The sequence below is a fragment of the Martinezella calliandrae genome (assembly GCF_030272695.1).
In the GTDB taxonomy this organism is placed as follows: domain Bacteria; phylum Pseudomonadota; class Alphaproteobacteria; order Rhizobiales; family Rhizobiaceae; genus Rhizobium; species Rhizobium calliandrae.
This window is the reverse complement of the sequence record NZ_JARFYN010000028.1, coordinates 22,699-48,430: the sequence shown is the minus strand read 5'-3', so window position 1 is coordinate 48,430 and position 25,732 is coordinate 22,699. Positions and strand designations below refer to the sequence as shown.

General features: G+C 59.3%; 20 protein-coding genes and 1 pseudogene. 15 read left to right on the top strand and 6 right to left on the bottom strand.

The window, feature by feature from the left end; translation table 11 throughout:
- The first annotated feature begins 1 nt into the window (after window position 1).
- From PY650_RS20630 to PY650_RS20555, 15 genes and pseudogenes are all read left to right on the top strand, one after another.
- Window positions 2–1,651, top strand: a complete 1,650-nt coding sequence (locus PY650_RS20630) for a N,N-dimethylformamidase beta subunit family domain-containing protein (RefSeq protein WP_285881412.1) — start codon at window positions 2–4, stop codon at window positions 1,649–1,651.
- Between the two features lie 658 nt (window positions 1,652–2,309).
- On the top strand, window positions 2,310–2,768 hold the full coding sequence (locus PY650_RS20625) for a mobile mystery protein A (RefSeq protein ID WP_285881411.1): 459 nt from the start codon (window positions 2,310–2,312) through the stop codon (window positions 2,766–2,768).
- 820 nt (window positions 2,769–3,588) lie between these two features.
- Entirely contained in the window at window positions 3,589–3,750 is a 162-nt protein-coding gene (locus tag PY650_RS20620) for a hypothetical protein (protein ID WP_285881410.1), read from the top strand.
- A 460-nt stretch (window positions 3,751–4,210) separates the two neighbouring features.
- Window positions 4,211–4,624, top strand: a complete 414-nt coding sequence (locus PY650_RS20615) for a DoxX family protein (RefSeq protein WP_285881409.1) — start codon at window positions 4,211–4,213, stop codon at window positions 4,622–4,624.
- Between the two features lie 178 nt (window positions 4,625–4,802).
- Window positions 4,803–5,330, top strand: coding sequence for an arsenate reductase ArsC (locus PY650_RS20610; RefSeq protein WP_285881408.1), 528 nt, complete (start codon window positions 4,803–4,805; stop codon window positions 5,328–5,330).
- Window positions 5,331–5,595: 265 nt separating this feature from the next.
- Window positions 5,596–6,006 (top strand): universal stress protein, encoded by a 411-nt coding sequence (locus tag PY650_RS20605; RefSeq protein WP_285881407.1) that lies wholly within the window; start codon window positions 5,596–5,598, stop codon window positions 6,004–6,006.
- 120 nt (window positions 6,007–6,126) lie between these two features.
- Window positions 6,127–6,702 carry a GbsR/MarR family transcriptional regulator gene (locus PY650_RS20600; protein WP_285881406.1) on the top strand — a complete coding sequence of 192 codons (576 nt, stop codon included), beginning with the start codon at window positions 6,127–6,129 and terminating at the stop codon, window positions 6,700–6,702.
- 3 nt (window positions 6,703–6,705) lie between these two features.
- Entirely contained in the window at window positions 6,706–8,454 is a 1,749-nt protein-coding gene (gene cydD, locus PY650_RS20595; protein WP_285881404.1) for a thiol reductant ABC exporter subunit CydD, read from the top strand.
- Entirely contained in the window at window positions 8,451–10,142 is a 1,692-nt protein-coding gene (gene cydC / locus PY650_RS20590; RefSeq protein ID WP_285881402.1) for a thiol reductant ABC exporter subunit CydC, read from the top strand. The genes cydD and cydC overlap by 4 nt, the downstream gene beginning before the upstream one ends.
- 81 nt (window positions 10,143–10,223) lie before the next feature.
- Window positions 10,224–11,825, top strand: coding sequence for a cytochrome ubiquinol oxidase subunit I (locus PY650_RS20585; RefSeq protein WP_285881401.1), 1,602 nt, complete (start codon window positions 10,224–10,226; stop codon window positions 11,823–11,825).
- Between the two features lie 5 nt (window positions 11,826–11,830).
- Window positions 11,831–12,985, top strand: coding sequence for a cytochrome d ubiquinol oxidase subunit II (cydB, locus tag PY650_RS20580; protein ID WP_285881400.1), 1,155 nt, complete (start codon window positions 11,831–11,833; stop codon window positions 12,983–12,985).
- Window positions 12,986–13,006: 21 nt separating this feature from the next.
- Window positions 13,007–13,132, top strand: a complete 126-nt coding sequence (gene cydX / locus PY650_RS20575) for a cytochrome bd-I oxidase subunit CydX (protein WP_285881399.1) — start codon at window positions 13,007–13,009, stop codon at window positions 13,130–13,132.
- 195 nt (window positions 13,133–13,327) lie between these two features.
- On the top strand, window positions 13,328–14,512 hold the full coding sequence (locus PY650_RS20570) for an acetate/propionate family kinase (protein WP_285881398.1): 1,185 nt from the start codon (window positions 13,328–13,330) through the stop codon (window positions 14,510–14,512).
- 70 nt (window positions 14,513–14,582) lie between these two features.
- A pseudogene (locus PY650_RS20565) lies at window positions 14,583–16,998 on the top strand (phosphoketolase family protein).
- 741 nt (window positions 16,999–17,739) lie between these two features.
- Window positions 17,740–18,480: a LuxR C-terminal-related transcriptional regulator gene (locus PY650_RS20555; protein ID WP_285881397.1), complete on the top strand. Its 741-nt coding sequence runs from the start codon at window positions 17,740–17,742 to the stop codon at window positions 18,478–18,480.
- A gap of 1 nt (window position 18,481) precedes the next feature.
- Here the strand turns inward: PY650_RS20555 and PY650_RS20550 are convergent, their stop codons facing one another.
- The 6 genes from PY650_RS20550 to PY650_RS20525 all read right to left on the bottom strand — a co-directional run bounded on the left by PY650_RS20550 (window position 18,482) and on the right by PY650_RS20525 (window position 25,677).
- Window positions 18,482–18,760, bottom strand: coding sequence for a transposase (locus PY650_RS20550; RefSeq protein ID WP_285881396.1), 279 nt, complete (start codon window positions 18,758–18,760; stop codon window positions 18,482–18,484).
- Window positions 18,761–18,872: 112 nt separating this feature from the next.
- Window positions 18,873–20,312 (bottom strand): HlyD family type I secretion periplasmic adaptor subunit, encoded by a 1,440-nt coding sequence (locus PY650_RS20545; protein WP_285881395.1) that lies wholly within the window; start codon window positions 20,310–20,312, stop codon window positions 18,873–18,875.
- Window positions 20,309–22,045, bottom strand: a complete 1,737-nt coding sequence (locus PY650_RS20540; protein ID WP_285881439.1) for a type I secretion system permease/ATPase — start codon at window positions 22,043–22,045, stop codon at window positions 20,309–20,311. Before PY650_RS20540 ends, PY650_RS20545 begins: the two co-directional genes overlap by 4 nt.
- Before the next feature lie 129 nt (window positions 22,046–22,174).
- Window positions 22,175–22,744: a PE-PGRS family protein gene (locus tag PY650_RS20535; protein ID WP_285881394.1), complete on the bottom strand. Its 570-nt coding sequence runs from the start codon at window positions 22,742–22,744 to the stop codon at window positions 22,175–22,177.
- 391 nt (window positions 22,745–23,135) lie between these two features.
- Window positions 23,136–24,245 (bottom strand): hypothetical protein, encoded by a 1,110-nt coding sequence (locus PY650_RS20530; RefSeq protein WP_285881393.1) that lies wholly within the window; start codon window positions 24,243–24,245, stop codon window positions 23,136–23,138.
- 436 nt (window positions 24,246–24,681) lie between these two features.
- Window positions 24,682–25,677, bottom strand: coding sequence for a LysR family transcriptional regulator (locus PY650_RS20525; protein WP_285881392.1), 996 nt, complete (start codon window positions 25,675–25,677; stop codon window positions 24,682–24,684).
- Window positions 25,678–25,732 lie beyond the last annotated feature (55 nt).

The following is a 25,732-nucleotide window of genomic DNA, read 5'->3' as shown; positions in this document are numbered from 1 at the left end:
CATGACCGAAGGACCCGGACCCGCCATCACGCCACGCACCCGCGCCCGCGCGCGGCATATCCTCGATCACTATTACATAGGTCCGGCGCGCGATCCGCGTGTGCTGGAGGTCTGGGGCTATACACCGCGGATGAGCTATGTTCCGGGCGACGAGGTTGTGCTGCACGTCTCGACCACCGCCGAGCGGTGGTCCTTCGAGGTGGGGCGCGACGGGCTACGGTATGAGCCGCTGCTGCAGATGGATGACCTTCCCGGCCACCACCGCGACACGCCCGCAGATTGTTCGGTCACGGGCTGCGGATGGCCGGAAAGTGCACGCTTCACCGTGCCGGATGACTGGCGGCCGGGCGGATATCTGATCACGCTCCGGGCGGAACGCGACGGTGATCGGATCGAGGAGCATCACCTGATCCTGATCCGCCGTGCGCGACATCTGCCACCCGCGCCATACGTGCTGGTCTGCGCCACCGGCACATGGGTGGCCTATAACTGCTGGGGCGGATCGAACCATTACGAGGGCATTACGGGGCCTGACGGCAACGCTTTTTCGCCGGTTCTATCGACACAGCGTCCTTGGACGCGGGGGTTCTGCAAATTGCCTCCCGGTGCCCCGCGCGCATTGCCGGAGCTGCCGCAGAAACCCGGGGAGATGGTCCGCTACCCCTACATGGAATGGGCCTATGCTTATGGCTATTCCAAGAAGTATGCCTCAAGCGGATGGGCCAGTTATGAACGCCCTTTCGCCCGCTGGGCCGAGGCCGAAGACCGTGATTTCGATTTTGCCACCCTGCATAACCTGGACTCCGACCCCGACCTTTTGAGCCGTCACCGCTGCGCGATCTTCGTCGGCCATGACGAATACTGGAGTGCGCGTATGCGCGACGCCGTCGACGCCTTCGTCGAAGAGGGCGGCAAGGTCGCGCGCCTTGCCGGTAACTTCCTCTGGCAGACCCGTATCGAGAATCAAGGCCGGAACCAGATCTGCTATAAGTACACCGCCGAGCACGACCCGAAGGCCAAGGGCAGCACGCCGCATCTGACCACGGCAGCCTGGGAAGTCGCCCCCGTCAACCGCCCCGGTGCCCTGACTTTCGGCGTCAACGCCCTGCGCGGGGTCTATGCCGGACTGGGCCGCTGCGTGGGGAACGGCCCAGGTGGCTTTACGGTCTATCGACCAGGTCACTGGGGGTTTGCCAATACCGGGTTGGGGTACGGCGACCAGTTGGGCGCCGGAAGTCGTATCTTCGGCTACGAGGTCGACGGGCTGGACTACCGGATGGATGATGGTCTGCCTTACCCTGCCTGCACCGATGGGGCCGTGCCGGAGATCGTCATCCTGGCGATGGGGCTGGCCACCAGTATCGAGAACGATACGGGCGCGTGGGGCGAGACGCTCTACATCGGCGCAACCGACGCCGAATTCAAGGCGAAGGCGCTGTTCGGCGCCGTCACACCCGAAACGCTGGACGCCAGCGCGCGCGGCAACGGCATGATCATCCACTGGCAGAAGGGTCGCGGCGAGATCTTCACCGCCGCGACCTGTGAATGGGTCATGGGCCTGACCCGAGGCGATGCGCAGGTGATCGCGGTCACACGCAACGTGCTGGACCGCTTCGGCTCGGGCCAGACCTCTACGGATCAGGCATCCTGACCCTTGGACATCGGCCAACTGTCGGAATTGTCGCGATAGCTGTCGCAATGTCTGATAATCACAAGTGCGGCGCGGTTCAATCCGCCCTAAATTAGGGGCTGAGCGATTGATTTCCTCGGTTACGCACCTACAAGAGTCTTACCGTCCTAAGCTGTCGTTCCGGTGACGGCCGCCGCGTACCTGGAATTTGTGTGTTCTTCCAACGGCCAATGGCGGCCGAAGGAGAACTCAAATGGGTATCGCAAAATATGATCCTGCTGCATTGGGGCGCCCGGCATGGAACGCTGGCCGGAAGGTCGGCGTGAAAAAGCCTCTCAAGCAGCGATTTTGCTATTTGTCCATCCATTTTCATCCAATTATCGTCTGTCGCCTTCTTCCGTGGCCGTGGTGCGCGGAGCGAAAAGGCCATCGTCCCAGCCGATCACATCACCGAGATACCTGACGGCGTTCCGGACGAGGCTGCCGCGCAGCACCACGTAAACCCACTGAGGACGGCGGAGCGCCATTTGCGTAGAGGTGTCTCGTTGTGCCTCAGCAAACTCCTTACTTACTTCTCAAGCGTGAAAGCTTTGTGTCAATATAAATATTGACACAAAGAATAGTTTTGTATATGAATATGTTGGCACTATGCCGTTAATTGTCAACATATGAGTTAACAATGAGCGTTAAACGGGCCGTTCGCCAACAATATCAGATCATTGTCGATACAACGCAGGGCACCAACATTCGAACCCCGGCCGAAGGCTGGATTCGAACCGTTCGTAAAGCCCTTGGTATGTCGGGCGCCCAACTTGCCAAACGCATGGGGCTCACACGCGCGCGCATCGCGCAAGCCGAGAAAGCTGAATTGGAAGGCGGAGTCACCCTGAAATCCATGCAGGCAGCAGCCGAAGCTATGGGTTGCCACTTTGTTTATGCCTTTGTCCCACCGGACACCATCGAAAATGTCATTATCGCCCAGGCTCGAAAAAAGGCGCAAAAGATCACAGGCATAGCCGGCAAGCATATGGCGCTTGAGGACCAGGCCGTATCTGCCGCCAGAACCAACCAGGAAGTAGTCCGCCTGATGAACGAACTGATCTACGAAATGCCGCCCGACTTCTGGGAGGAGAAGTGAAAATCAAGCTCGAATATCCTGAAGGCGCGACACCTCTCGATCCGAATGAGATAGGAGGTCTCAATATACGGGACTGACGTTATCGACTGGACGGCGGGATACGATCTTCAGAAAATGAGCGAACGCCGTAGAACCTATATTGCGGCACTGAAAGCGGCCGACGATCACGATCTCGGCCCGCTGCTGGCTTTCGCTGGCTTGCTTCCCGAAATGCCCGTGCATGATGAAAAATGACCTCCAGACCGAGTATATTTTGAAAGCGGCTGGCGGCGGCAGATCTCCTCCAGCAGTCCATGCCCAACGATACCGAGCGAGCCCTCAATATCGTCCTGCCAATAAGCGAGCCCGTTAGCAGTGTTTCAATGGGCTCATACTCGCCGTTGGCTGCCTTTTCGAGATATATCAGCCGCATCCTACCGCCGCTCGTCCCGCCAAAGTTGAGCGCCTTGGCGAAGAAGGCCGGTGTTCTTTTCGTTGTCCGGTGCATAACATCACGACGTCCTCAAGACGGACCTCGTCCCGGTTTAACGATCCGGAAATACCTACGCTGATCAGTAGACCCGGCTCGAAGTTTAGAGAGCTTCCCCCCACGAACGCGGAAGCTGCGACATTGCCCATGCGGTTAATCAGGAAGATTTCGCAGTTGTGAATGCCAAAAGCAGTGATGCCAGAACAACCCCCGAAGCGCTCATAGTAACCCTGACAGCTTGAATTCCGCCGAACGCAACCTCCCCCACCGCATCCATGAACAAACCGTAACTTGCCCTTCCGCCCGTCGAGGATGAAACTTCTCTCGCGCCGGATAATGGAGATGATAGACATGACGAATTTGGAAATACTCGTCAGACGCCGGATCGAAGAAGAGCGCGCCAAAGGAACGTCGCCGGAGCGGATAGCCCAGCTCGTTCAAGAACTCTTCAACAGCATGGACGCCGCGCAGGCGAAAGCCTCCCATGCGGTTTCAGTCGATCGAAAGTCATAGCTGAAACCCGCATTTATCAGCTTCGCCGGCTCGAACCTCGATATCTTCGCGCCGGCGCCCTCTCCTCGGCGAATTCGATCATCTCTTCGCCCATGGCCGGTTCATGAAACTCTATCAGATTATCCTCTTGATGCGTAACGAGATGTTTCAGGATCGTTTTGACTGGAAGCAAAAAGCACAAGGCCCTCATTCGCCAAATGAAGCAATGTGGCTATGTGCTTGTCGACATAAAGCTATGTGATCCGAATCCGTAAGCCGATGCTTCCGCGCGCTCGTCGTCGAAGTGACTTTGGCGCGGCAACTCGAACGGGGCATCGTGAGAGTTCGGGTCACGCGATCCAACGCCAATGCAAAAACAATAGCCGCAATGTCGGGAACGCGGCCTATCCTCCGTCCTTGGGTCAGAATGGCGATGCCGCAATCATGGATCGCCAGAACTTGGAAAACGGAGGATATCGACATGAGCAAGACAATCGCAATCTGCCTGGCCAGATTGATCTTCGGCGCCGTCTTCGTGATGGCGGCCAGCTTCAAATTCGCGGACATGCAGTCGACGGCTGGCTATATAGCTTCGGCGGGTTTCCCGCTGTCGATGTTCCTCGCCTGGATCGCCGCCTTCTTCGAAAGCGCGCTGGCGATCTGCCTGCTGACGGGGGCCTTCTTCTCGGAGGCCGCATTGGCTGCCGGCATCTACGTCATCTTCCTTGCCTTCAGCTTCCACGGACCAAACCGCTGGAGCGGCAATCAGGCGGAATTCGGCTTCTTCGTCGACCACTTCGTCTTTCTGGCCGGCCTGCTCTTTGCGGCAGTTCACGGTCCCGGAGAAAGATTTGCTGTTCGCGTCGGCCTGCTGCAGTCAAATGTCGAGATTTAATCACAGCTAATTCCTTCGAGCGTGACGCATTTCCCCTTATATCATGTATAGTTTTGGCTTTAATGCTTCCGGCAGTCGGCGCGCTTCCTGAAGAAGGATGCGGTTCCGGCCATCCGGACGCTTAGCTACTGTGACCGTCACCTGCTTTACAAAAACAATACATGGGGGAGAAAGCGCAATGAGCGATAATGGCGTCTACAATGTTCTATTTCTCTGCACGGGCAATTCCTCCCGCTCGATCATGGCTGAGTCGATCTTGAACACCGAAGGCAAGGGCCGTTTCCGCGCCTTTTCGGCCGGCAGTTCTCCCAAGGGCGATATAAATCCCTGGGCCGTGAAGACACTTGAAGCGCTTGGATATCCCTCTTCCGGCTTCAGTTCGAAAAGTTGGGATGTTTTCGCCGAGCCGGGGGCGCCGCCTATGGATTTCATCATCACTGTCTGTGACGATGCGGCAGGTGAAGTCTGCCCGATTTGGCCCGGTCACCCCGCCTCCTCGCATTGGGGCATCGAGGACCCCTCCACTGTCGAAGGCACCGATGTCGAAAAGGCTCGCGCCTTCGCGCAGGCCGCGCGCTATCTGAAAAATCGGATCATGCTCCTGGTCAACCTTCCGATCGCCTCGATCGACCGGCTGGCACTAGAAAAGCATCTCAAAGAGATTGGCCAGATGGAAGGATCGACATCATCAGCCAAAGCGGGCTGATATTCTCCGGTTTGCGACACCATAGGAACAAGCGATGGCGGCGCTTGTTTGGAGAACTTGCAGAGGCGCTTCTCCGGCGTCCCTCCAAATGATCGACCACAGCTTTCATGGCGCCCGTATATTTCGACGGTTGGTTAAGTCACAGCCTAGCAAGGGTTGTTGAAGGCGACTGCTTTGATTTCAGTCAAAGCTTGCCCGCTCCATGTCGGGCATAATCAAAGCATGGAAAATCCGGTGCGCCCTTAGCCCGGTGCCGGGAGATCATATGTATCGTAAAATTGTGTGTGCCCTTGACATTGGCAGGTCGCAAAAAGGCGAACGGCTTCTGAGACGAGCAGCAGCACTGGTGGACGACGGTGGCGAGATCATCGTCGTGCACGTCGTCGAGAACGTGCCGAGCTATCTCGCCGATCTGCCGCAAGCAGTCGTTACCGATGCGATCAGAGATTCGCAGGAAAATTTCGAGAATCTCTGCCACCGCATGGCGATTCCAGCCATTGTCACCATCCGCACCGGCAGGCCGGCAACTGCCATTCTCGCAATCGCCGACGAGAGGAAGGCCGACCTCATCATCGTCGGCTCTCATATTCCGGACTTTTCGAATTATTTCCTGGGAGCGACAGCGGACCGGATCGTGCGGCACGCGAAGTGTTCCGTTCTGGTCGAGCGCGGATGAGGACAATCATGCGCTTGCTCGCACAGATTGACGCACCGGCGACTTATCGATTGCAAACAGTACAGGACGACTTACAGTGATTTCAATAATTTCTGAAATCACTGACAACAGGATGCAGCCATGAATCTTCCGCCGCTCGTACAATCCTTCGTGCTCCACTTCGGGGAGATGGGTTCGCGTTGGGGCATCAACCGGACCGTCGGACAAATCTACGCCCTGCTTTTCGTCTCCCCGGCGCCGGTCTGCGCTGACGAGATCGTCGAAGCTCTTGGCATTTCTCGTTCGAATGTCTCCATGAGCCTGCGCGAACTGCAGGCCTGGAATCTCGTGCTCCTCAGGCACAAGCCCGACGACCGCCGCGATTTCTTTACGACTCCGGACGATGTCTGGCAGATCCTGCGCACGCTCGCCGAAGAGCGCAAGAAGCGCGAGGTCGATCCGACACTCTCGATGCTGCGTGAAACCCTTATGCAGCAGCCGGCGAGCGATGCCGAACGTTATGCCCAGGGGCGGATGAACGAAATGTACGGCCTGATCGAGCGACTGACCAATTGGTACGACGACGTCAGAAAGCTGGAGACCGAGCGGCTCGCTACCCTGCTGCTGCTCGGCTCGAAGGTGACGAAGCTGCTGGAGACCAAGGATCGAGTCGTCTCGCTCGGCCGCCGGCGTTCCAAGACGGCGAAAGAGGATTGAATAATGACGGCTGCCTTCTTCGATCCGGACATCACTCCGGGACAAACACGCACGGTAGAGCCCGACGTTGCGCCGGCCGCGAAGCGAAATCCGGCAACTCCGAAGCGAAAGCCGGCCGGGCTTAGGCTTGCCGCGGGCCTTCAGACCGTTGCAGCGCTGATCTGGGCTCCGCAGGCAGCCCTCCTCGCCTTCAGCGTCGGCGTCATAAGCGATGGCGGCAGCACGATGGACGTGGCGCTTGCGGCAGTTGCGATATTGGCGCTTGGCATCGTTCGTGCTGCTGTCGATGCCGCCGGCACGCGCATCGCATTCCGCGCGGCCAGAAACGAGCTTGCATCGCGACGCAATCGCGCCGTCGCGGCGCTCGCAGCCCGGTCGCCCCTCGATACCGGCAGACCGGCCTCGGGTCTAGCGGCGAGCGTCGTTGGCGAACAGGCCGAGGCGGTCGTGCCCTATCTCGCCCGCTTTCAACCGATTCGTATGAAAGCGAGCACAGTGCCGCTCGTCTTCTTTGCGTGCATCTTTCCGATTTCCTGGGTTGCGGCGCTTATCCTGCTGATCGCGGCGCCGCTCATTCCAATTTTCATCGCCCTGATCGGCTGGCGAGCCAAAGCCGCCAGCGAAAAGCAACTGGCCGAAACCGGCGGCCTCAACGCCTTTTTGCTCGACCGCTTGCGCGGCCTTGCAACGATCCGGGCGCTCGACGCCGTTGATATGACGGCTCAACGGTTGCGCGCCGATGCGGAAACGTTGCGAAACCGCACGATGGCGGTGTTGAAAATCGCCTTCTTATCTTCCGCCGTTCTAGAGCTTTTCGCCGCCCTCGGCGTTGCCGCAACAGCCGTCTATATCGGCTTCAGCTTGCTGGGTTCGATCGACATCGGCACATGGCATGGCCGGCTCACTCTTGCGCAAGGCTTTTTCATCCTTCTGCTCGCACCGGCGTTTTTCGAGGCCCTCCGAGAACTCTCTGCCGTTTGGCACGATCGCGCCAACGGCGAAGCGGCGCTTGCCGCATTCGACGCCCTGTCGTCGCCAGGACCTGCGATCCTCGACGGCGCCGAGCAAGACGGCATAAAGGGTGTGCCCGCGGCTCCCTCCGTCCAGATCGACGGTCTGGTCTTCCGCCACGCACCAGATCTTTCGGCGGTGATCGATGACTTCCATCTTAAGGTTGCAGCCGGAGACCATGTCGCACTCTGGGGCGCCAGCGGCTCCGGCAAAACCACCATCCTATCCCTGATTGCGGGGCTCGCGCCGCAGCAAGCCGGTACGATCAGGATCGGCGGGATCGCGCTGGCTGAGAATAGCGCTGCCGCCCTTCGCCGCCGCATGGCATGGGTCGGACAGAGGCCACATATTTTCTCCGGCAGCCTGAAGAGAAATGTCAGCCTTGGACGTGCTGGTATCGACAGCGGCGCTATCGAAGATGCGCTTCGCGCTGTGCGCCTGGATGGCGTGGTCGCCGCAAACGAGATCGCCGCGGTCGGCGAAGGCGGCCTCGGCCTCTCCGGCGGCGAGGCACTGCGCCTGGCGCTGGCCCGCGTGGCGGCCAATCACGACGCCGACATCATCCTTGCCGACGAGCCGACCGCCCACCTCGACGCCGCAACCGCGGCCGATGTGACAGAGGCTTTGCTGGCGCTGGCAAGGGGCCGGACGCTGATTGTCGCTACCCATGATCCGCTGCTTGCGGCGCGCCTCGACCGCACCATCCATCTCGAAACACTACGCAAGGGGATTGCCGCATGAAACGGAGCCTCACAACGCTTCTGCCGGTCATCCGCCTGTTTCATGCAGAACGCGGACGCGGTCTCTACCTCGGTGCGGCGCTATCGGCTTTGGCCGTGCTGGCGGGTGCAGGATTGCTCGGTCTTTCCGGCTGGTTCATCACCGCGACCGCGCTTGCCGGGGTCTCCGCCACGAGCGCCATCGTCTTCGACGTCTTCGCGCCATCGGCCGGCATTCGCCTGCTTGCCATCGGCCGCACGGCAGCGCGCTATGGCGAGCGGCTGGTGACCCATGACGTTACCCTGCGCGTTCTCGCGGCGTTGCGCGAAAGGCTCTTTCGCGGCTGGGCGGCGCCGGGCGCCGCCGCAGACATGATGCGCCGGCCTGCCAAGCTGCTGTTCCGGCTGACGGCCGATATCGATGCGTTGGATTCGCTTTACCTACGCGTATTGCTGCCGGCAGGCGTCGCTTTGCTGTCAGCTCTCGCCATCGGCATTGCGCAGGGCTTGATGCAGCCGATCTTGGGTATTTTGGTCGGCCTTTGGCTCGTTACCACCGGCCTTGGCATTCCCTTGATCGCCGGGCGGATGGCAATGAAGCCCGGACGCCGCCGTGCCCATGCGATGGAAGCGCTCCGTGCGCGCGTCATCGATCTGGTCGCCGGCCAAACGGATCTTGCCATGGCCGGCCGCCTGCTTGCGCAACGTGTCGCGATTGACGATGCCGACCGGCGTCTCGGCGAAGCGGATCATGAGTTGAACAGGATCGAATATATCGTCAATACCGGCTTCTCGCTCGCCTCGACGCTTCTCTTGACAGCCACGCTCCTGACCGTTGCCGCACTGGCAAAATACGGCACCATTGGCGCGCCGGCCGCTGCTTTCGGTCTGCTGATCGCCTTTGCCGCGACGGAACCGTTTGCGGCGCTACGTCGCGGAGCGTTGGAGCTCGGCCGCACGCTGCTTGCCGCCCGGCGTATCGCCCCGCGCCTGGCGACGGAAGATCTGGCCTCGGAGATCACGCAGCCAGCCGAAGGCTATGCATTCCAGTTGAAGGCCGTCAGCGCGTCCTACGAGAAAGCACGGTATCCGGCGATTGAAAATCTTTCCCTGTCGCTGGCCGCCGGTGGGCGGCTTGCCCTCGTCGGCGCAAGCGGCGCCGGAAAATCGACACTGCTAGCCCTGCTTGCCGGCGAAATCGCTCCGGCTTCAGGAACAATCACCCGCCTCAGGGCAACGACCCTTACGCAGCGCACTGAGCTATTTAACGATACGATCCGCGACAACCTTTTGCTCGCCGACCCGCTTGCAAGCGACGAACGGCTCCGTCAGGCGCTGGAGGCCGCTGGCCTTCTCGCCGATATCCAGGCCTTGCCGAAAAGGCTTTCAGCGCGCCTCGGTGAAGGCGGCGCCGGCCTGTCGGGCGGACAATCGCGCCGCCTGGCGCTGGCCCGGCTTTTCCTGCGCGACACGCCGCTCTGGCTGCTCGACGAACCGACTGAAGGGCTCGACGCGGAGACTGCCTGCGCCGTGTTGGGAGAGATCGCCGCCAATGCCTCCGGCCGCAGCCTCGTCATCGCCACGCATATCCGCCGTGAAGCCGCGATCGGCGATAGCATCGCCATGCTCGAACATGGCCGCATTACCGCGACGGCACGACGCGGCGAGCAAGAATTCGACGCCATCCTTAACCGGCTGCGACCGGACTGAGGCGGCAGACTGACCGTGAAAAGACGGCGCGTCGAATAGCGCCGTATAGACCAAACCCCGTGGGACCGTGGGAGAAATACTATGGAATTCGACATCGTGGCGCTATCGCGCCTGCAGTTCGCCATGACTGCGCTCTATCACTTCCTGTTCGTGCCGCTGACGCTCGGCCTCTCCGTATTGCTCGCCATCATGGAGACGACCTACGTCATGACTGGACGCCAGATCTGGCGCCAGATGACCAAATTCTGGGGCACGCTGTTCGGCATCAACTTCGTGCTTGGCGTCGCAACCGGCATCGTCATGGAATTCCAGTTCGGCATGAACTGGAGTTATTACAGCTATTACGTCGGCGACATCTTCGGCGCGCCGCTGGCGATCGAGGGCCTGATGGCCTTCTTCCTGGAGGCGACCTTCGTCGGCCTGTTCTTCTTCGGCTGGGACAGGCTCTCCAAAGTCGGACACCTCGTCACCACCTGGGCGGTCGCCCTCGGCTCCAACTTCTCCGCACTCTGGATCCTCATCGCCAATGGCTGGATGCAGAATCCGGTCGGCTCGGCGCTCAATCCGCAGACCATGCGAATGGAGATCACGAGCTTCTTCGATGTTGTCTTCAATCCGGTCGCCCAGGCAAAATTCGTTCATACCGTGTCGGCCGGCTATGTCTGCGCATCCATCTTCGTGCTCGGCGTTTCGGCCTGGTACATGCTGAAAGGCCGCCACATAGAGATCGCCAAGCGCTCGATGACGGTCGCCGCCTCCTTCGGCCTCGCTTCGGCATTGTCGGTCGTCGTTCTCGGTGACGAAAGCGGTTATCTCTCGACCGAGCACCAGAAAATGAAGCTCGCGGCGATCGAGGCCATGTGGGAGACCGAGCCGGCACCGGCCGCCTTTACCGCCTTCGGCTTTCCGGATCAGCAAGCACGCGAAACCCATTTTGCAGTGCGCATCCCGTGGGTCATGGGCCTGATCGGTACCCGTTCGCTGACCACCGAAATCCCCGGCATCAACCAGCTTGAGGAGCAGGCCAAGACCCGCATCCGCGACGGCATCAAGGCCTACGACGCACTGTTGAAAATCCGCGCCGCCCAGCCGGCCGCTGCCGGTGCCACAGCGCAGGATACGTCCATCGAGCAGGCGCGCGCCTCATTCGAAGATATCGGCCATGAACTCGGCTACGCCCTGCTTCTGAAGCGCTATGTCGACGATCCTCGCCAGGCGAGCGATGCGCAGATCGATCAGGCCGCGCGCGATACCATTCCCAACGTGCCGACCCTCTTCTGGACCTTCCGCGTCATGGTCGGTCTCGGCATGTTCTTCATCCTGCTGACGGCGACCTTCTTCTTGCTGTCCGCCCGCCGCCAGCTCGACCGCTATCCCCTGTTGCTCACGATCGCCGTCTTTGCCATCCCGCTTCCCTGGGTTGCCATCGAGTTTGGCTGGATCGTTGCCGAGTTCGGCCGCCAGCCTTGGATTATCGAAGGCGTGCTGCCGACGGCCGCCGCCGTCTCTCATCTCGGAGCCGGCGCCGTGCTTCTCACTCTCATCGGCTTCGCTGCGATCTACACCGCGCTGATCGTCATCGAGATGAGCCTGATGGTCAGAGCCATTCGCAATGGCCCGGAACCGGACGACGAGCCCGAAGCCGACCTTGTTTCCGAAACCCTCGTTTCTGCTGCGGAGTAACCATCATGATCCTGCATCAACTGATCGACTATGAGACCTTGCGCATCATCTGGTGGCTGCTGCTCGGCGTTCTGCTGATCAACTTTGCGGTGACCGACGGCTTCGATCTCGGTATCGGCACACTTCTGCCCTTCGTCGCGAAGACCGATACCGAACGGCGCATCGCCATCAATGCGATCGGCGCGACCTGGGAAGGAAACCAGGTCTGGCTGATCCTCGGGGGTGGCGCAATCTTCGCCGCCTGGCCGCCGCTTTACGCGGTCTCCTTCTCCGGCTTCTATCTGGCGATGTTTGCGGTCCTCTTCGCGCTCATCCTCAGGCCGGTTGCGTTCAAATACCGCTCCAAGCGCGAGAGTGCTCGCTGGAAAGCAGGCTGGGACTGGGCGCTGTTCATCGGCGGTTTCGTTCCTTCCCTTATCTTCGGCGTCGCCGTCGGCAACGTCCTGCAGGGCGTGCCGTTTCGCTTCGCCGATGACATGCGGATCTATTATGAGGGCTCTTTTTTTGAACTGCTTAATCCCTATGCATTGCTCTGCGGTCTGCTCTCCGTCGCCATGCTTGCAATGCATGGCGCGGCATGGCTACAGTTGAAGACAGACGGCGTCGTCGCCGATCGGGCCCGTCGCTATGGCAGCTTGGCAGCGCTCGCAACGATCGTGCTCTTCGCGCTCGGCGGCGTTGCCCTCTGGTACGGCGTCGAGGGCTATCACATCACCAGCGAGATCAACCCGGCCGGCCCATCCAATCCGCTGCTTAAGACCGTCGATCGCGCGCCTGGCGCCTGGTTCGCCAATTATGTCAGCCATCCCTGGATGATGATTGCTCCGATCCTCGGCCTCCTTGGCGCGATCGCGGCCCTTCTGTCGATGCTTGCCCGGCGTGAAGTGGCACCGCTGCTCTTCAGCAAGCTCGCCCTGTTCGGCATCATCTCGACGGTTGGCGTCTCGATGTTCCCCTTTATCCTGCCCTCCTCGCTTGATCCTCGCTCCAGTCTCACAGTCTGGGACGCATCCTCAAGCCACATGACGCTGTTCATCATGCTCGTCGTGGCGGTGCTCTTCCTGCCGATCATCCTGCTCTATACCGCCTGGGTTTACCGGGTGCTCTGGGGCAAGATCGACGCCGGGGCAGTCAGCGACAAGAGCCACCACGCCTACTGATTTGACGATAGGAGAAAAAACATGTGGTATTTTGCCTGGCTTCTCGGCTTCCCTCTCGCTGCAGCCTTCGCCGTCCTCAACGCAATGTGGTATGAAATCGTCGAGGACAATAAAAAGGCGAAAGAACTGACCAAGAAGACCCGCTGAAGCCGGTCTTTCAAATTGCTGCAGGCGCGGCTCTGCCGTCGCGCCTGGCCTGACAGTCCAGTTTCAACGGAGCAAGCGGCAATCAAATGCCTTTTACTGCCGTGTTTCCTTGCAGTTTGACGGCCGTCCCGACTTTGTGCGAGACGGTGCGTCCACTTCTCTACTGACAGATATTCCTTTGATAAGGCTGGCACTATGCGGAACGGAAACCTGCTTCTGACTTTCAATGCTGGGTCGTCGACGGTCAAAATCGGCCTTTTCGAGATCAAGGCGGATAAAGCTCACCGCATCGGCAAGGGACTGATCGATTTCCGCCGTCGCCCCCTCACCTTCCATTTGACGGAAGGTCCGACATCTTTCGATCGCTCCCTGCAAACGGACAGAGGCGAACGGTTGCAAGAGGTCGTGGAGGAAACTTTTGGGATCCTCGGCGAGCATTTTGACATCTCTAAATTGAGCACCATCGGTCATCGTGTGGTCCATGGAGGCGATATGTTCAGCGGCCCGGTGCGTCTTAATGACGCCAGTATCCGCGATATTGAAGGGCTGACGGCGCTCGCGCCGTTGCACCAGCCGCAGGCGCTGCGCCTGATCCGCGCAGTCAAACATCTACGGCCGGCGGTCGCACAGACCGCCTCCTTCGACACAGCCTTCCACGCCACGCAGAGTGATCTCGTTCGCCGCTTCGCTCTTCCGCGCGCTCTGCACGACCAGGGGATCAAACGCTACGGCTTTCACGGACTTTCCTATGCTTTCATCGCCACCGAGCTGCAAAGGCGCGAACCCAAGGCGGCCGCTGGCAAAGTCGTTGTCGCCCATCTTGGCAGCGGGGCTAGCCTTTGCGCCCTCGACAACGGCGAAAGCCGTGATTGCAGCATGGGATTTTCCACGCTGGACGGCATCCCGATGGCGACGCGCTGCGGCACGCTCGATCCCGGCGTGCTGCTGCATCTGCTCGGGCAAAAAGGCGCGACGCTGAAGGATGCGGAAGACATGCTCTACCACAAGTCCGGTCTGATCGGTGTCTCCGGCATCAGCGCCGACACGCGCGATTTGCTGAAGGACGCGCGTGCGGATGCGCGAGAGGCGATCGACTTGTTTTGCCTTCGCATTGCCGGCGAGATCGGCCGGATGGCGGTAACCCTTGGCGGCCTTGACGGTGTGATCTTCACCGCCGGGATCGGCGAGCATCAGCCCGAAATTCGTGCGGCGATCTGCAACCGCCTGCGGTGGCTTGGCTTAGAGATCGGCAGCGATCAGAACGCAACCAATGCGCCCATCGTCAGCACCTCTTCGAGTTCCGTGACTGCGCTCGTCATTCCGACGGACGAAGAACAGGTCATTGCCGATGAGGCCCTGTCGATTTTTGCGGGCGAGTGATAAAGATCATAATCACCTCGCTCCATCGACGATAGCTTCGCATTCGACCACGTTGAATCGGAGCAATCACATGGAAAGACAGGTAATCGCAGATTCTGCCGGCGTGCTTGATGCCGCCGAGCTTTCATTGATCGACCGCTATTGGCGCGCGGCCAACTACCTATCGGTGGGACAGATCTATCTTCTCGACAATCCATTGCTGCGCGAGCCGCTGAGGGCTGAGCATATCAAGCCTCGGCTTCTCGGCCATTGGGGCACGACGCCCGGACTGAATTTTATCTACGCTCATCTCAATTGGATCATCCGCAACCGCGATCTCGATATCATCTATGTCTGCGGCCCTGGCCATGGCGGTCCCGGCATGGTCGCCAATACCTATCTCGAAGGCACCTATAGCGAAATCTATCCGGACATTCCCGAGAATACGGACGGCATGCGCAAGCTCTTCCGTCAGTTCTCCTTCCCAGGCGGCATTCCGAGCCATGCGGCCCCGGAGACACCCGGTTCGATCCATGAGGGCGGCGAACTCGGCTATGCCCTTGTGCATGCCTACGGCGCCGTCTTCGACAATCCCGACCTGATCGCAGCCTGCGTCGTCGGCGATGGTGAAGCCGAAACCGGACCGTTGGCCGCGAGTTGGCATTCCAACAAGTTCCTCAACCCCGCACGCGACGGTGCCGTACTGCCGATCTTGCATCTCAACGGCTATAAGATCGCCAACCCCACTCTTCTCGGCCGCGCCAGCGACGAGGATCTGCGCCACCTCTTCATCGGCTACGGCTACGAACCGTTCTTTGTCGAAGGTTCGGAACCGCATAAGATGCATCAGGCCATGGCCGCGACCTTCGAGCAGGCCTTCGATCGCATCCGCGCCATTCAACATGAGGCCCGCTACGGCGCACCCGGCAATTTCTGCCCGCGCTGGCCGATGATCGTGCTCAGAAGCCCGAAGGGCTGGACCGGTCCCAAGGAAGTAGACGGCAAGAGGGTGGAAGGCTTCTGGCGGGCACATCAGGTGCCGGTTTCCAATTGCCGCGAGGATGCCGGCCATCGGAAGATCCTGGAAGACTGGATGCAAAGCTATGATCCGCAGGATCTCTTCGACAGCAACGGGCGCCTGAAGGACGATTTGCGCGCGTTGGCGCCAATGGGCCAACGACGCATGGGCGCCAATCCCCATGCCAATGGCGGCAGCTTGCGCCAAGAACTCACAACGCCTGCGATCGACGTTTATGCAGTGGCTGTTAAGGAGCGTGGCAGAACGCTGGTACAATCAACCGAAATCCTTGGCCATTATCTCCGCGATACTTTGACCCTCAATGCTGACAGTGCCAATTTTCGCATTTTCGGTCCCGACGAGACGGAGTCCAACCGCCTTGGCAGCGTCTTCGAAGTGACCGACCGTGTCTGGATGGAGGAAATCAAGCCGTATGACGTCAGTCTGGCGCGTGACGGTCGGGTGATGGAAGTGTTGAGCGAACATCTGTGCCAGGGTTGGCTGGAGGGCTATCTGTTGACCGGTCGCCACGGCCTGTTTTCCTGCTACGAAGCCTTCATCCACATCATCGATTCGATGTTTAACCAGCATGCCAAGTGGCTGAAAGTCTCGCGCGAGCTACCGTGGCGCAAACCGATTTCCTCGCTGAACTATCTGCTGACTTCGCATGTCTGGCGGCAAGACCATAACGGCTTCAGCCATCAGGACCCCGGCTTCGTTGACCTCGTCGCAAACAAGAAGGCCGACACCGTTCGCATCTATCTGCCGCCGGATGCCAACACGCTGCTGTGGATCTGCGACCATTGCCTGAAGACCTATGACCGCATCAACGTCATCGTCGCCGGCAAGCAGCCGGAACTGCAATGGCTGTCCATGGCTGAAGCCGCCAGACATTGCGAGGCCGGCATCGGCATCTGGGATTGGGCCGGCAATGAACAAAGCGCCGGGGAGCCCGACGTTGTCATGGCCTGCGCCGGCGACGTGCCGACCATGGAGACGCTTGCGGCGGTCGACCTTCTCCGCCAGAACATCCCGGAGCTATCGATCCGCGTCGTCAATGTCGTCGACCTGATGGCACTGCAGTCCCAGGAACAACATCCGCACGGACTGAGCGAAAAGGTCTTCGACGGGCTGTTCACACCGGACCGACCAGTCATCTTCGCCTATCACGGCTATCCCTACCTGATCCACCGCCTGACCTATCGACGCACGAACCATAATAACATCCATGTCCGCGGCTTCATCGAGGAAGGGACAACGACAACGCCGTTCGACATGACTGTTCTCAACGAACTCGATCGCTATCATCTCGCCATCGAGGCGATCGAACGCGTGCCGGGACTGAAGGAAAAAGCGGCTGAATGCGGTCAAGCTTTTCCGCGGCAAACTCGAAGAACACCATCGCTACATTCGTCGATATGGCGAAGACATGCCGGAAATCAGTCACTGGAAATGGCCTTATGACGGCAATGGAACACGTCTCGCCTGAGCGGCCCCGACGCCGGAAGGACCGACGTGAGGAACCGGACCATAAGACTGTAGCCTTGCGCGCGTTCTGCGTGATCAACTCGAAGCGTGCAAGTGTCGGCGGCCCGAAGGCCGTCGACATGACGACATCGGGCGCGTCTAATCCGGTCGCTATCAAAATCCGGCGGATGCGCGGCCTGTTAGGTCGGGGATCATCCCTATTCAAACTTCAGCAAGCTTGTTGAGAGGGCGACAAGGTTTCTTGCGTCGTTTTCGTAACTCAAACCATCGCTCTGGGGCTGTCGCCTCGGTTGTTAACAACTTGGAATGGCAGCCATTCACCCGGCCTTTTAAGCATAATTCTCAATCGGCAACGCCTTCGGGCTGACTACAGGCATGCGGTTGGGCGATCCAGCCGCCCTTGAAGTAAACCATTCGCCAAGATCACGCCGGACGGCGCGGAGATCTATATTTTTCAGTACCAACCGGATCAAATTCGAGCCGCAGCGCCTGTTATCGCGCAGCCACAATCATGTTCTGGCCGCCAATATCCAAGGGGCGCTATCGTGAAATAGCCGACGCAGCACCCCTGTCAATTGATGGTTTAGGGAAATGCGCCTCAGGATTGTGGTTAGGGCGATTCACTCATCTCGCCACATTGGGTTGTGCTGGGATTAATCCCGATTTTATCATGACATGACACAACAACGGGGTATAATATTTGTAGCGAGATGGAACGCATATAACCTGGGGGGGGCGACACGTGTCCATCAATTCACGAACAAAACGCCGGATCGGGCGCGATGCGCCGACCGTTATCATCATAGATCATCACACACTTGCCCGCACGACTATCGTGAAGCTTCTTGAGCACGAACTCGCCGGCTGGGATCTTGTTGATATGGTCTCTACTGAGAGTCTTGATAGGGCTCTTGGAATGGATGTCCGCCTGATCGTTCTGGATTTGGGCGGCAGAAGCGTGGAGAGCGTCAGCGTACTTGACGATCTGACGGCTATCGCGGAACGCTTTTCCGAAGCGCCTATCGCACTACTATCGGGCTCGGATGATATTTCTATCGCGTCTCAAGCGCTAAAAATGGGCATTCGCGGCTTTTTCACGACCTCAATTCCCATCGAAATCGCCCTTGCCGGGCTGCGGCTCGTACTCGCAGGCGGTATATTCTGTCCGCAGCCGCTAGACATGCTTACGAACGGCCATACCAGGCACGTTGAACCTCCAGATGACGATCAAAGGATGATAGAGACGCGCGCGCATGGCTTGGATCTTGCCGACTTCACGCCACGCGAAACGGACGTGCTGGCCGAGCTGCAACGCGGCTGCTCGAATAAGGTCATTGCGGGGAAGCTCCACCTGTCGGGCCACACCGTAAAAATGCACGTGCAGCATATTATGCGCAAGCTGCAAGTCCAGAACCGAACCGAAGTCGTCGCCCGATTGGGGTATAGGGTGCTTACCAACGGCCATGATGTGGCAGCGTCGTGAGCTAGGCGCTTTCCCTGGATGTTTTTTCAAGCATTTCGCTGAGCGTCGCTGCTGCGAGCATGGTTTCGGCTAATAGCTTCTTGAGCTTTCGGTTCTCCTCTTCCAGTGCCCTCAGTCTTTTAACGTCGAAGCCGGCATTCCTGAGTTGCAGGGATTGCCACCGATAGAAGGTCGGTTCGCTAATCCCGTATTTGCTGCAGACATCCGTCACCGTCATGCCACTCTGATGCTCCTTCAGAATGTCCATGATCCTGTCATCATTGAATTTTCTCTTACCCATCATTGCGTCCCTTCGACGGCGACATGCGAGAAATTGAGAGGCGCCAGGAAGGAATGGTGGGAGTACCAATCCATATTCGCGTCGCATTACGAACCGGATGCTCTGGAGTTCTTCAGTCTTCGCGGAACGCTCTGTTGAAGCTGTCCAGAAGCGGTCTGATTGCGTAAAATGCGACGCTGCTCTTGCCCGTTTCGATCAATGTTTGGGCGGGCATGCCCGGAACCAGCGCTACATCGTGCATCTTCGCCAATCGTTCATCTGTCACACGGATCGTCGCAGCATAATAGGCCTGGCCGGTCTGCTTATCGACGAGGCGATCCGCGGAAACATAGTCCACCGTACCTTTCAGCAGCGGAACCCGCCGCTGATTATAAGGTAGAAGATGAACTTGTGCTTCCAACCCCGGACGCACCAAATTGATATCCTCCGGCCGTACATGTGCCGTTATGACGAGACGGGCTTCGCGCGGCACCAGATCGAGAAGCGGCTCGCCCGCGCCAACCACGCCACCTGCCGTGTGAACGTGCAGGTCCATGATCACTCCGTCCTCCGGAGCCCGGACATCGGTTCTTGAAAGCTGATCGTCGATCTCTCGCAGACGTTCGCTCAGTTGCAGGATCTGGCTTTCCGTGTCGCGAAGGCCTTGGGCGACCTCATTCAGCCGATCGTTCTGCAGTTTCACGAGATTGGCCTGCGCCTCGCCGATCACCTGATAGGCGCGCGATATCTGAGCGTCCACTTCGCCGGCCTGCCCATCGATGTCGGCCTTCTCGCGCCCCAGATTGAAGATCCTGCTCTTCCTCTCCGCCCCTTTATTGACGAGGCTCGTGGCCGATTCCATCTCCTGCCGCGAGATTTCGGCCCTGTCGACGAGCGACGCCTTTTGCGCGCCAAGCCCGATGATTTCCTGCTGGACCTGTCTCATCTTCTCCTGCGTGATCGCTATCTCGGATTGCATGACCTGGCGGCGGGTCTCGAATATCCTGTGCTGCCCGCTCATAATGGCTTCGACCGCCGGATTACTGTTCATCAACGCTCGAAGGTCCGGCGGAAAAATGATCTCATCACTACCGTTCTGTTCGGCAAGCAGGCGCGCATGCATGCCCTCGGCGTCCCAGAGCTGCCCTTGAATGCTGTCGCGTTCCGAACGCGACTTGGTATCGTCGAGTTCGATCAGAACCTGCCCCGCGACGACAGAATCGCCGTTCTTGACGAGAATCTGCCGTATGATCCCACCCTCCAGATGTTGGACGGTCTTGCGGCTGAACTCCGGTTCCACGACGCCGGCCGCGACCGCAGCGCTCTTGAGGGGAGCCAGCATCGCCCATATTCCGAAACCGAGAATAAACACGCAAATCAGCAGGTTGCCCGTTCGCCTCACCGAACGCAGCATTGGCATCGGCGACGCCGGCGCCAAAGTCGTGAAATCCGCATCAAGTACGGGTGAATAGTTCCAGAACTTCTTGGCGGCCTCTAATCGTTGGGCGGACCGGCTGCTCGGGCTTGAAGGGCTTATGAATTTGGACGGGGTGGCGGCACGGATGACGGTCATGACACAGCCCTTCCTTCCAGGGTCGGCGCCGGCGATGGAGGACGCAGATAAGTATCGTATATATGCTCGCTCTCTCCAAACGCATTGACCATGCCATTGCGGATAATGGCGATCTTGTTGGTGACGGGCAGGACACCCATCCGATGGGTAATGATGACGACGATCATTCGCTTGGATCTCATGCGTTCGATCGCATTGAACAAGATGCGTTCGCCTTCATAGTCCAAACTGGAATTCGGATCGTCGAGCACAACAAGCGGCGGATTTCCGTAAGCCGCGCGCGCCAGTCCGAGCTGTTGCCGCTGAGCGCGCAGCAGCAAGCTTCCCCCGTCGCCGATATCGGTCTCATAGCCATGCGGTAGCCGCATGATCGTTTCGTGCAGCCCGACGAGCTTTGCCGCTTCGATGGCCTTGGCAGGGTCCGTGCCATCCAGACGCCCGATGACATCCTTGATGGCTCCGCCGAAAAGTTCGATATCCTGCGGCAGATAGCCGACATGATGCGTGTTGCCACACAGGCGCAGTGCCTGTACGTCAACGCCTCCAAGAAACGCGCATCCGCTCGTCGGGTGCAGGACGCCGGCCATGATCCGGCCGAGCGTCGACTTGCCGGACCCCGACGGGCCGATGAGCGCGACGCAATCACCTGGCATCAGGCGCAGCGTGACGCCTCTCAGTATCGGCCGATCGACAAACGGCGGGGCGTAGCCGACATTGTCGAGGACGAGACCGCTCGGGTCTGGGGTGGGTATCGTTCGGGCATCATCCTGCGACGCGACAACGATCAGCATCTTATTGAGACGATTGAAGGAATTGCGCGCAAACGCAAAGGAGCGCCAAGCGCCGATCGCGCCCTCGACCGGCGCAAGACCTCGGCCGAGCAGCAGGCTCGAGACAAAGATGATGCCGGGGCTGCTGTTATCCTCGAGGACCAGCCATGCAGCCGCTCCCATGACAAGAATTTGGGTTAACGTCCTGATGGACTTCGAGAATCCCAAAATGATCTCGGTGCGATGCATGGCGGTGTCCTGCGCTCTTCTGGCCGACTCGGCATCGCGGTAGACGATTTGTGCCGCGCCATCCTGCATTCCCATGGCTCGGATCACCTGAATATATCGAAGGGCCGTCGCAAGCCGCATATAGCTGCGCGACAATGCAAGATTGGCCTGCGCGATCGGCTGCTGCGTCGCCAGCTCCGTCAGCAGGGCGAGCGACAGGAGCGCGATTGCGCTCAGGAGACCGATCGCGCCCAGCAAGGGATGAACGAGAAAGAGCAGCAGCAGGAATACCGGCGCCCAGGGAACATCGAAAAGAAGCGCACTCGCCGGCGAATCGAGGAACTGGCGTAGTGTCGCAAGGTCGCGGTAACAATCGGCTGCCACGCTGGTATCGGCGCGCGACGCATATTCGAACGAAGCGTTCAGGACATCCGGACGCAACCGATGATCCAGCCAGCTACCGATGCGCGAAAGCGCTGCCCTGCGCACGATGTCCAAAGTGGAGCCAACCACTACCGCAACGGAAATGATGAGCGTCAGCATCAGCAGCGTATCGGTGCTGCGGCTTGACATCACCCGGTCGTATATTTGCAAGAGATAGATGGAGGGGGCAAGAAGAAAGAGGTTGTAGCCGCAGCTATAGAGGAAAACCAAACCCAATGCCCCGGCGCAGGCCCGCAGGGCCTTGACCAGTGGAGTCTGCGGGTGCTGGGATTGTGCAAGACTTGTTGACATCATCAGATCTCGCAGCTTTGGTCTATGACAAGGCGAATGCGCTTGGTCGAACTGTCATAAATGTGAGGATCGCTGGCCGAAACCCGCGATCCTCAAGACCCAATTTCATGAGTCGGCTGGCATAATCGATCACGAACCGAGGTGGTGCACGTCGATGCTGCCGTCGGTATTATTGAAATGATCGAAAGCGTTCGATACGGTCTGGCTGAGCGTATCGGTATGAACCAAAGCAGCCGAGATGCTGCCGCCTAAGGCCGTGTTGCCGTTACCGCCATTGCCGCCCATGCCGGATATGATGGTGGCGTGCTGGTCGATCAACGACGTACTGGTTTGCGTGGCTGTCGTAGCTGCAGAAACCGCTGCTACGTCGCCGCCGCTTGTCGAGGTCTGGAAGCCGTTGGAGGTGGCGCTCCCGCCGGCTCCACCGGTGCTGGTGAGTGTGGAAAGCGTGGCGTCATAAGCGCGGGCAAGTCCGCCAGCTCCGCCGCCGCCGGCATCCCAGTCAGCCATCTGGTGAACGTGATCGCCATTAGTGAGATCAGTTGAGGCGCCATTGACATACTGGTAGTTATCGACATAGGCATGGGGATCGTAGTGGATGTCTCCGTTGCCGTAGCCATCGCCGCCATTGCCGGCATTTGCGTTGCCTGCAGTGGGATCGGTGAAATTGATCGTGTCAGTTATCTGTGGAATAGGCATAGTGTCACTCCTCTCCTATTCGGTCCGTATATCTCCCACGGCCGATGCCGGTACGTCATTACCAGGCAATAAAACCGCCTCCAGAGAGTGCTCGCGATTCAACCTGTGATCCAGCCGGATATTAGGAGACGTCCTTTTGGATGGGGTATGGCCGGGAAAGAGGATGTATCCCAAACGGCTATGGCGAAATGAATGCGGGTGGAGCGGTCGACGAAGAGACGATGCCGTCTGCGAACGCTTCCATCGGGAGTTGGAACGCGGAATTGGAACGATTGACGCGCGTTCCTGCGAACACGCATCCGAAGCATTTCAAATAATGTGCGCAACGGTCCTTCCGTCGCAACTTGGGAAAAACAAACAGGTAGCAGTTGCCTCAAAAGGCTGCGCCAATCTAGCTGTGCATGAAATTGAGGATATCGTCGACGAGGGCCGAATGGGCATCCGTCAGGTTGCCTTCACCGCCATGGCCGCCAAGGCCCGCCAACTGCAGCGTATGCTGATCGGTCAGGATATGGTCGATCTGCTGGGCATCGGCCGTGCCGCCGGCAGGAACTGCGATGTTGATGGGATGGAAATATCCGATGTTGACATCGACGAAACTACCGTTCGCAGAGCCTGATCCGCCGCCGCCACCCACACTGTTCCCGGTGAAAATCGTATCGGACGACAGGTTGAACCCGCCGCCGTTGCCGCCGATACCCGCCATCTGGATACCGCCTTGGTCGAACATCACATCGTTCGTCTGATGGGCTTCCGCAGAGCCTCCCGCGGCACCGACCGCGATGTTGATCGGCGAAAAGACGGCAACGTTCACGTCGATCATGCTGCCGATGAAATGGCCATCGCCACCGTGACCTGCGTAGTTGTCGCCGGTGAGAATGAGCGAATGTAAAGCGCTTGAAGCGGCACTCTCCGACCCGCCGCCACCAGCGGCAATATTGTGATTGCCACCCGATCCGCCGATGCCGGCGATCTGCGTCGCACCTTGCAGAAACGCCGCATTGTTCGATTGATCCGAATGCGCGATGGATCCCTGGCCGCCAGCGGCAGCGGTGTTCACCGGAGCGAAGACGGCAACATCGGAGCTCACCATACCGCCAAAAAAGAGGCCGTTGCCGCCGGTTCCGGCATGGTTGACGGAAGTGCTGCCGGTACCGCCGATCGCGACATTGCCGCTGCCGCCATCGCCGCCTATTCCGGCCATTTCGGTGGGGTGTTGATTGAAAAGCGCACCATTGCCCTGAAAGGCGTCCGCTGTCGCATGAGGGCCGGCTATCGCCGTGTTGGATGGGGTAAAGATAGCGAGGGGATTGCTGCTGATGACGCCGGTTGCAATACCATCGCCGCCGCTTCCGGCGGAATTGACGTTCGCGCTCGGCGCGATGTCCAAAGGCATCCATGTGGGAACCAGCGCCAGATGTCCTGCACTGGTTCCGGAGATCACGTTTTGACCAATGCTCGTATTGGACGCGTCTTCCCCTGTGAGACGAGTTTCCGTCATCGCGGTCTCCCCCTTGCACACTCACGCGTGGCGCGAATTGTCGTACCCCATTGTGGAATGGGACGGGCAAAAAGAAGAGCCTGCAATTCGTCTACGTCCATATGGGTAGGATGACAGCCATTTGGGGGTCATACTGATTGGCACTATGCCATAGCCGCGAAGACATTGTTTGGCGCACCGAGCAACGCGGGACGGACAAGGCCGATCACCCCTTCGGCTTCGGCGGCGCGAGTAATTTAATGATAGGACAGGTTGAGACTATCGAATTCTTTCGACAGCGTCCGCGCCGCCACACCCGGTTAACCCGTTGCCCTACCTCGACAATTCCACGTCGAATTCGATGATTACGCGGCTATTCATATCACGAGAGAGACGTCGCGCCCTCTTCGGTCCGGTCGCGACTGCCATAGAGATTGCGGGCAACCGCACCAGAGATTCACACCGCCTCGGCCAAAGGAACCTGATCGAAGCAGCAGGCAGCCGTGGAAACGCCTATTCTACAGCCGCTCGCCTCCAGCGCTTCCCTCACGACTTCCACGAACAGGCGACGCAGCCAGACCGAACGGCTGTCGGCCTGATCGACGCGTCGATAGAGCATCGTCACCGGATCCGCCGGCAATTCGAACGGCGGCGCTGAAATTGTCAGATCGTGAAGCTGCGCCATGCAGCGGGCGACTGACTCCGGAACTGTCGCAATGGCGGGAATGGCGCGCAATGTCGGTGGCAAGGCGGAAAAGCGCGGAACTGTCGCGACCACCTGGCGGCGATGCCCGAGGCGCGCAAGAGCGACATCGACATTGGTCGATATGGTGCCCTCCAGTGATACCGTCACATGCGGCGCGCTTGCGAAATGCTTCAGGCTCAGCGGTGTCGCGCATGTCAGGTGCCGGGCATCATAGATGCACAACGAGGCCTGTTCGAACAAAGGCGCGCGAATGTGCCAGGAGGCAGGTTCGTCGTGCACGGAGATGCTGAACTCATAGGCTCCCTCGTCCAGGAGCCGTGAGGCGTCGCGCCTGTCAAACGCCACGCTGACCAACCGAACGTCAGGCGCCAGCTTCCGCATCCGCGCCGCCAGCGGCCCGAAGAATGACGATTCCAAATTATCATACATGCCGACGCGGAACTCGCCCTGCCAGCTTGCCGGGTCGAAAGCGGCCGGCGGGCGTATGGCGCGCTCGATGCCCGAAAGTGCATCCTCGATGGCGGGAGCAATCGAGAGGGCACGCGGCGTCGGCTGCAAGCCGCGCCCGACGCGCACGAACAATTCATCATCGAGCGTCTCGCGCAAACGGCGCAGCGCCGCAGACAAGCCCGGCTGGCCGAGCAGCAGGCGCTCGGCGGCCCGGCTCACATTCCGTTCCTGCATGAGCACGGAAAAGGCGAGCAGCAGATTGAGGTCGATTTTTCGGAGCGTGGCATCATTCATCATCACCAGTAATACCTGACATGGTTACTATCAATTTGCAATAGGGTTAGAAGCTGTA

Excerpts from the sequence above, each read along its gene's own strand:
- PY650_RS20630 (WP_285881412.1), top strand. The coding sequence starts at position 2 with ATGACCGAAGGACCCGGACCCGCCATCACGCCACGCACCCGCGCCCGC.
- PY650_RS20625 (WP_285881411.1), top strand. The coding sequence starts at position 2,310 with ATGAGCGTTAAACGGGCCGTTCGCCAACAATATCAGATCATTGTCGAT.
- PY650_RS20620 (WP_285881410.1), top strand. The coding sequence starts at position 3,589 with ATGACGAATTTGGAAATACTCGTCAGACGCCGGATCGAAGAAGAGCGC.
- PY650_RS20615 (WP_285881409.1), top strand. The coding sequence starts at position 4,211 with ATGAGCAAGACAATCGCAATCTGCCTGGCCAGATTGATCTTCGGCGCC.
- PY650_RS20610 (WP_285881408.1), top strand. The coding sequence starts at position 4,803 with ATGAGCGATAATGGCGTCTACAATGTTCTATTTCTCTGCACGGGCAAT.
- PY650_RS20605 (WP_285881407.1), top strand. The coding sequence starts at position 5,596 with ATGTATCGTAAAATTGTGTGTGCCCTTGACATTGGCAGGTCGCAAAAA.
- PY650_RS20600 (WP_285881406.1), top strand. The coding sequence starts at position 6,127 with ATGAATCTTCCGCCGCTCGTACAATCCTTCGTGCTCCACTTCGGGGAG.
- cydD (WP_285881404.1), top strand. The coding sequence starts at position 6,706 with ATGACGGCTGCCTTCTTCGATCCGGACATCACTCCGGGACAAACACGC.
- cydC (WP_285881402.1), top strand. The coding sequence starts at position 8,451 with ATGAAACGGAGCCTCACAACGCTTCTGCCGGTCATCCGCCTGTTTCAT.
- PY650_RS20585 (WP_285881401.1), top strand. The coding sequence starts at position 10,224 with ATGGAATTCGACATCGTGGCGCTATCGCGCCTGCAGTTCGCCATGACT.
- cydB (WP_285881400.1), top strand. The coding sequence starts at position 11,831 with ATGATCCTGCATCAACTGATCGACTATGAGACCTTGCGCATCATCTGG.
- cydX (WP_285881399.1), top strand. The coding sequence starts at position 13,007 with ATGTGGTATTTTGCCTGGCTTCTCGGCTTCCCTCTCGCTGCAGCCTTC.
- PY650_RS20570 (WP_285881398.1), top strand. The coding sequence starts at position 13,328 with ATGCGGAACGGAAACCTGCTTCTGACTTTCAATGCTGGGTCGTCGACG.
- PY650_RS20550 (WP_285881396.1), bottom strand. The coding sequence starts at position 18,760 with ATGGGTAAGAGAAAATTCAATGATGACAGGATCATGGACATTCTGAAG.
- PY650_RS20545 (WP_285881395.1), bottom strand. The coding sequence starts at position 20,312 with ATGACCGTCATCCGTGCCGCCACCCCGTCCAAATTCATAAGCCCTTCA.
- PY650_RS20540 (WP_285881439.1), bottom strand. The coding sequence starts at position 22,045 with ATGTCAACAAGTCTTGCACAATCCCAGCACCCGCAGACTCCACTGGTC.
- PY650_RS20535 (WP_285881394.1), bottom strand. The coding sequence starts at position 22,744 with ATGCCTATTCCACAGATAACTGACACGATCAATTTCACCGATCCCACT.
- PY650_RS20530 (WP_285881393.1), bottom strand. The coding sequence starts at position 24,245 with ATGACGGAAACTCGTCTCACAGGGGAAGACGCGTCCAATACGAGCATT.
- PY650_RS20525 (WP_285881392.1), bottom strand. The coding sequence starts at position 25,677 with ATGATGAATGATGCCACGCTCCGAAAAATCGACCTCAATCTGCTGCTC.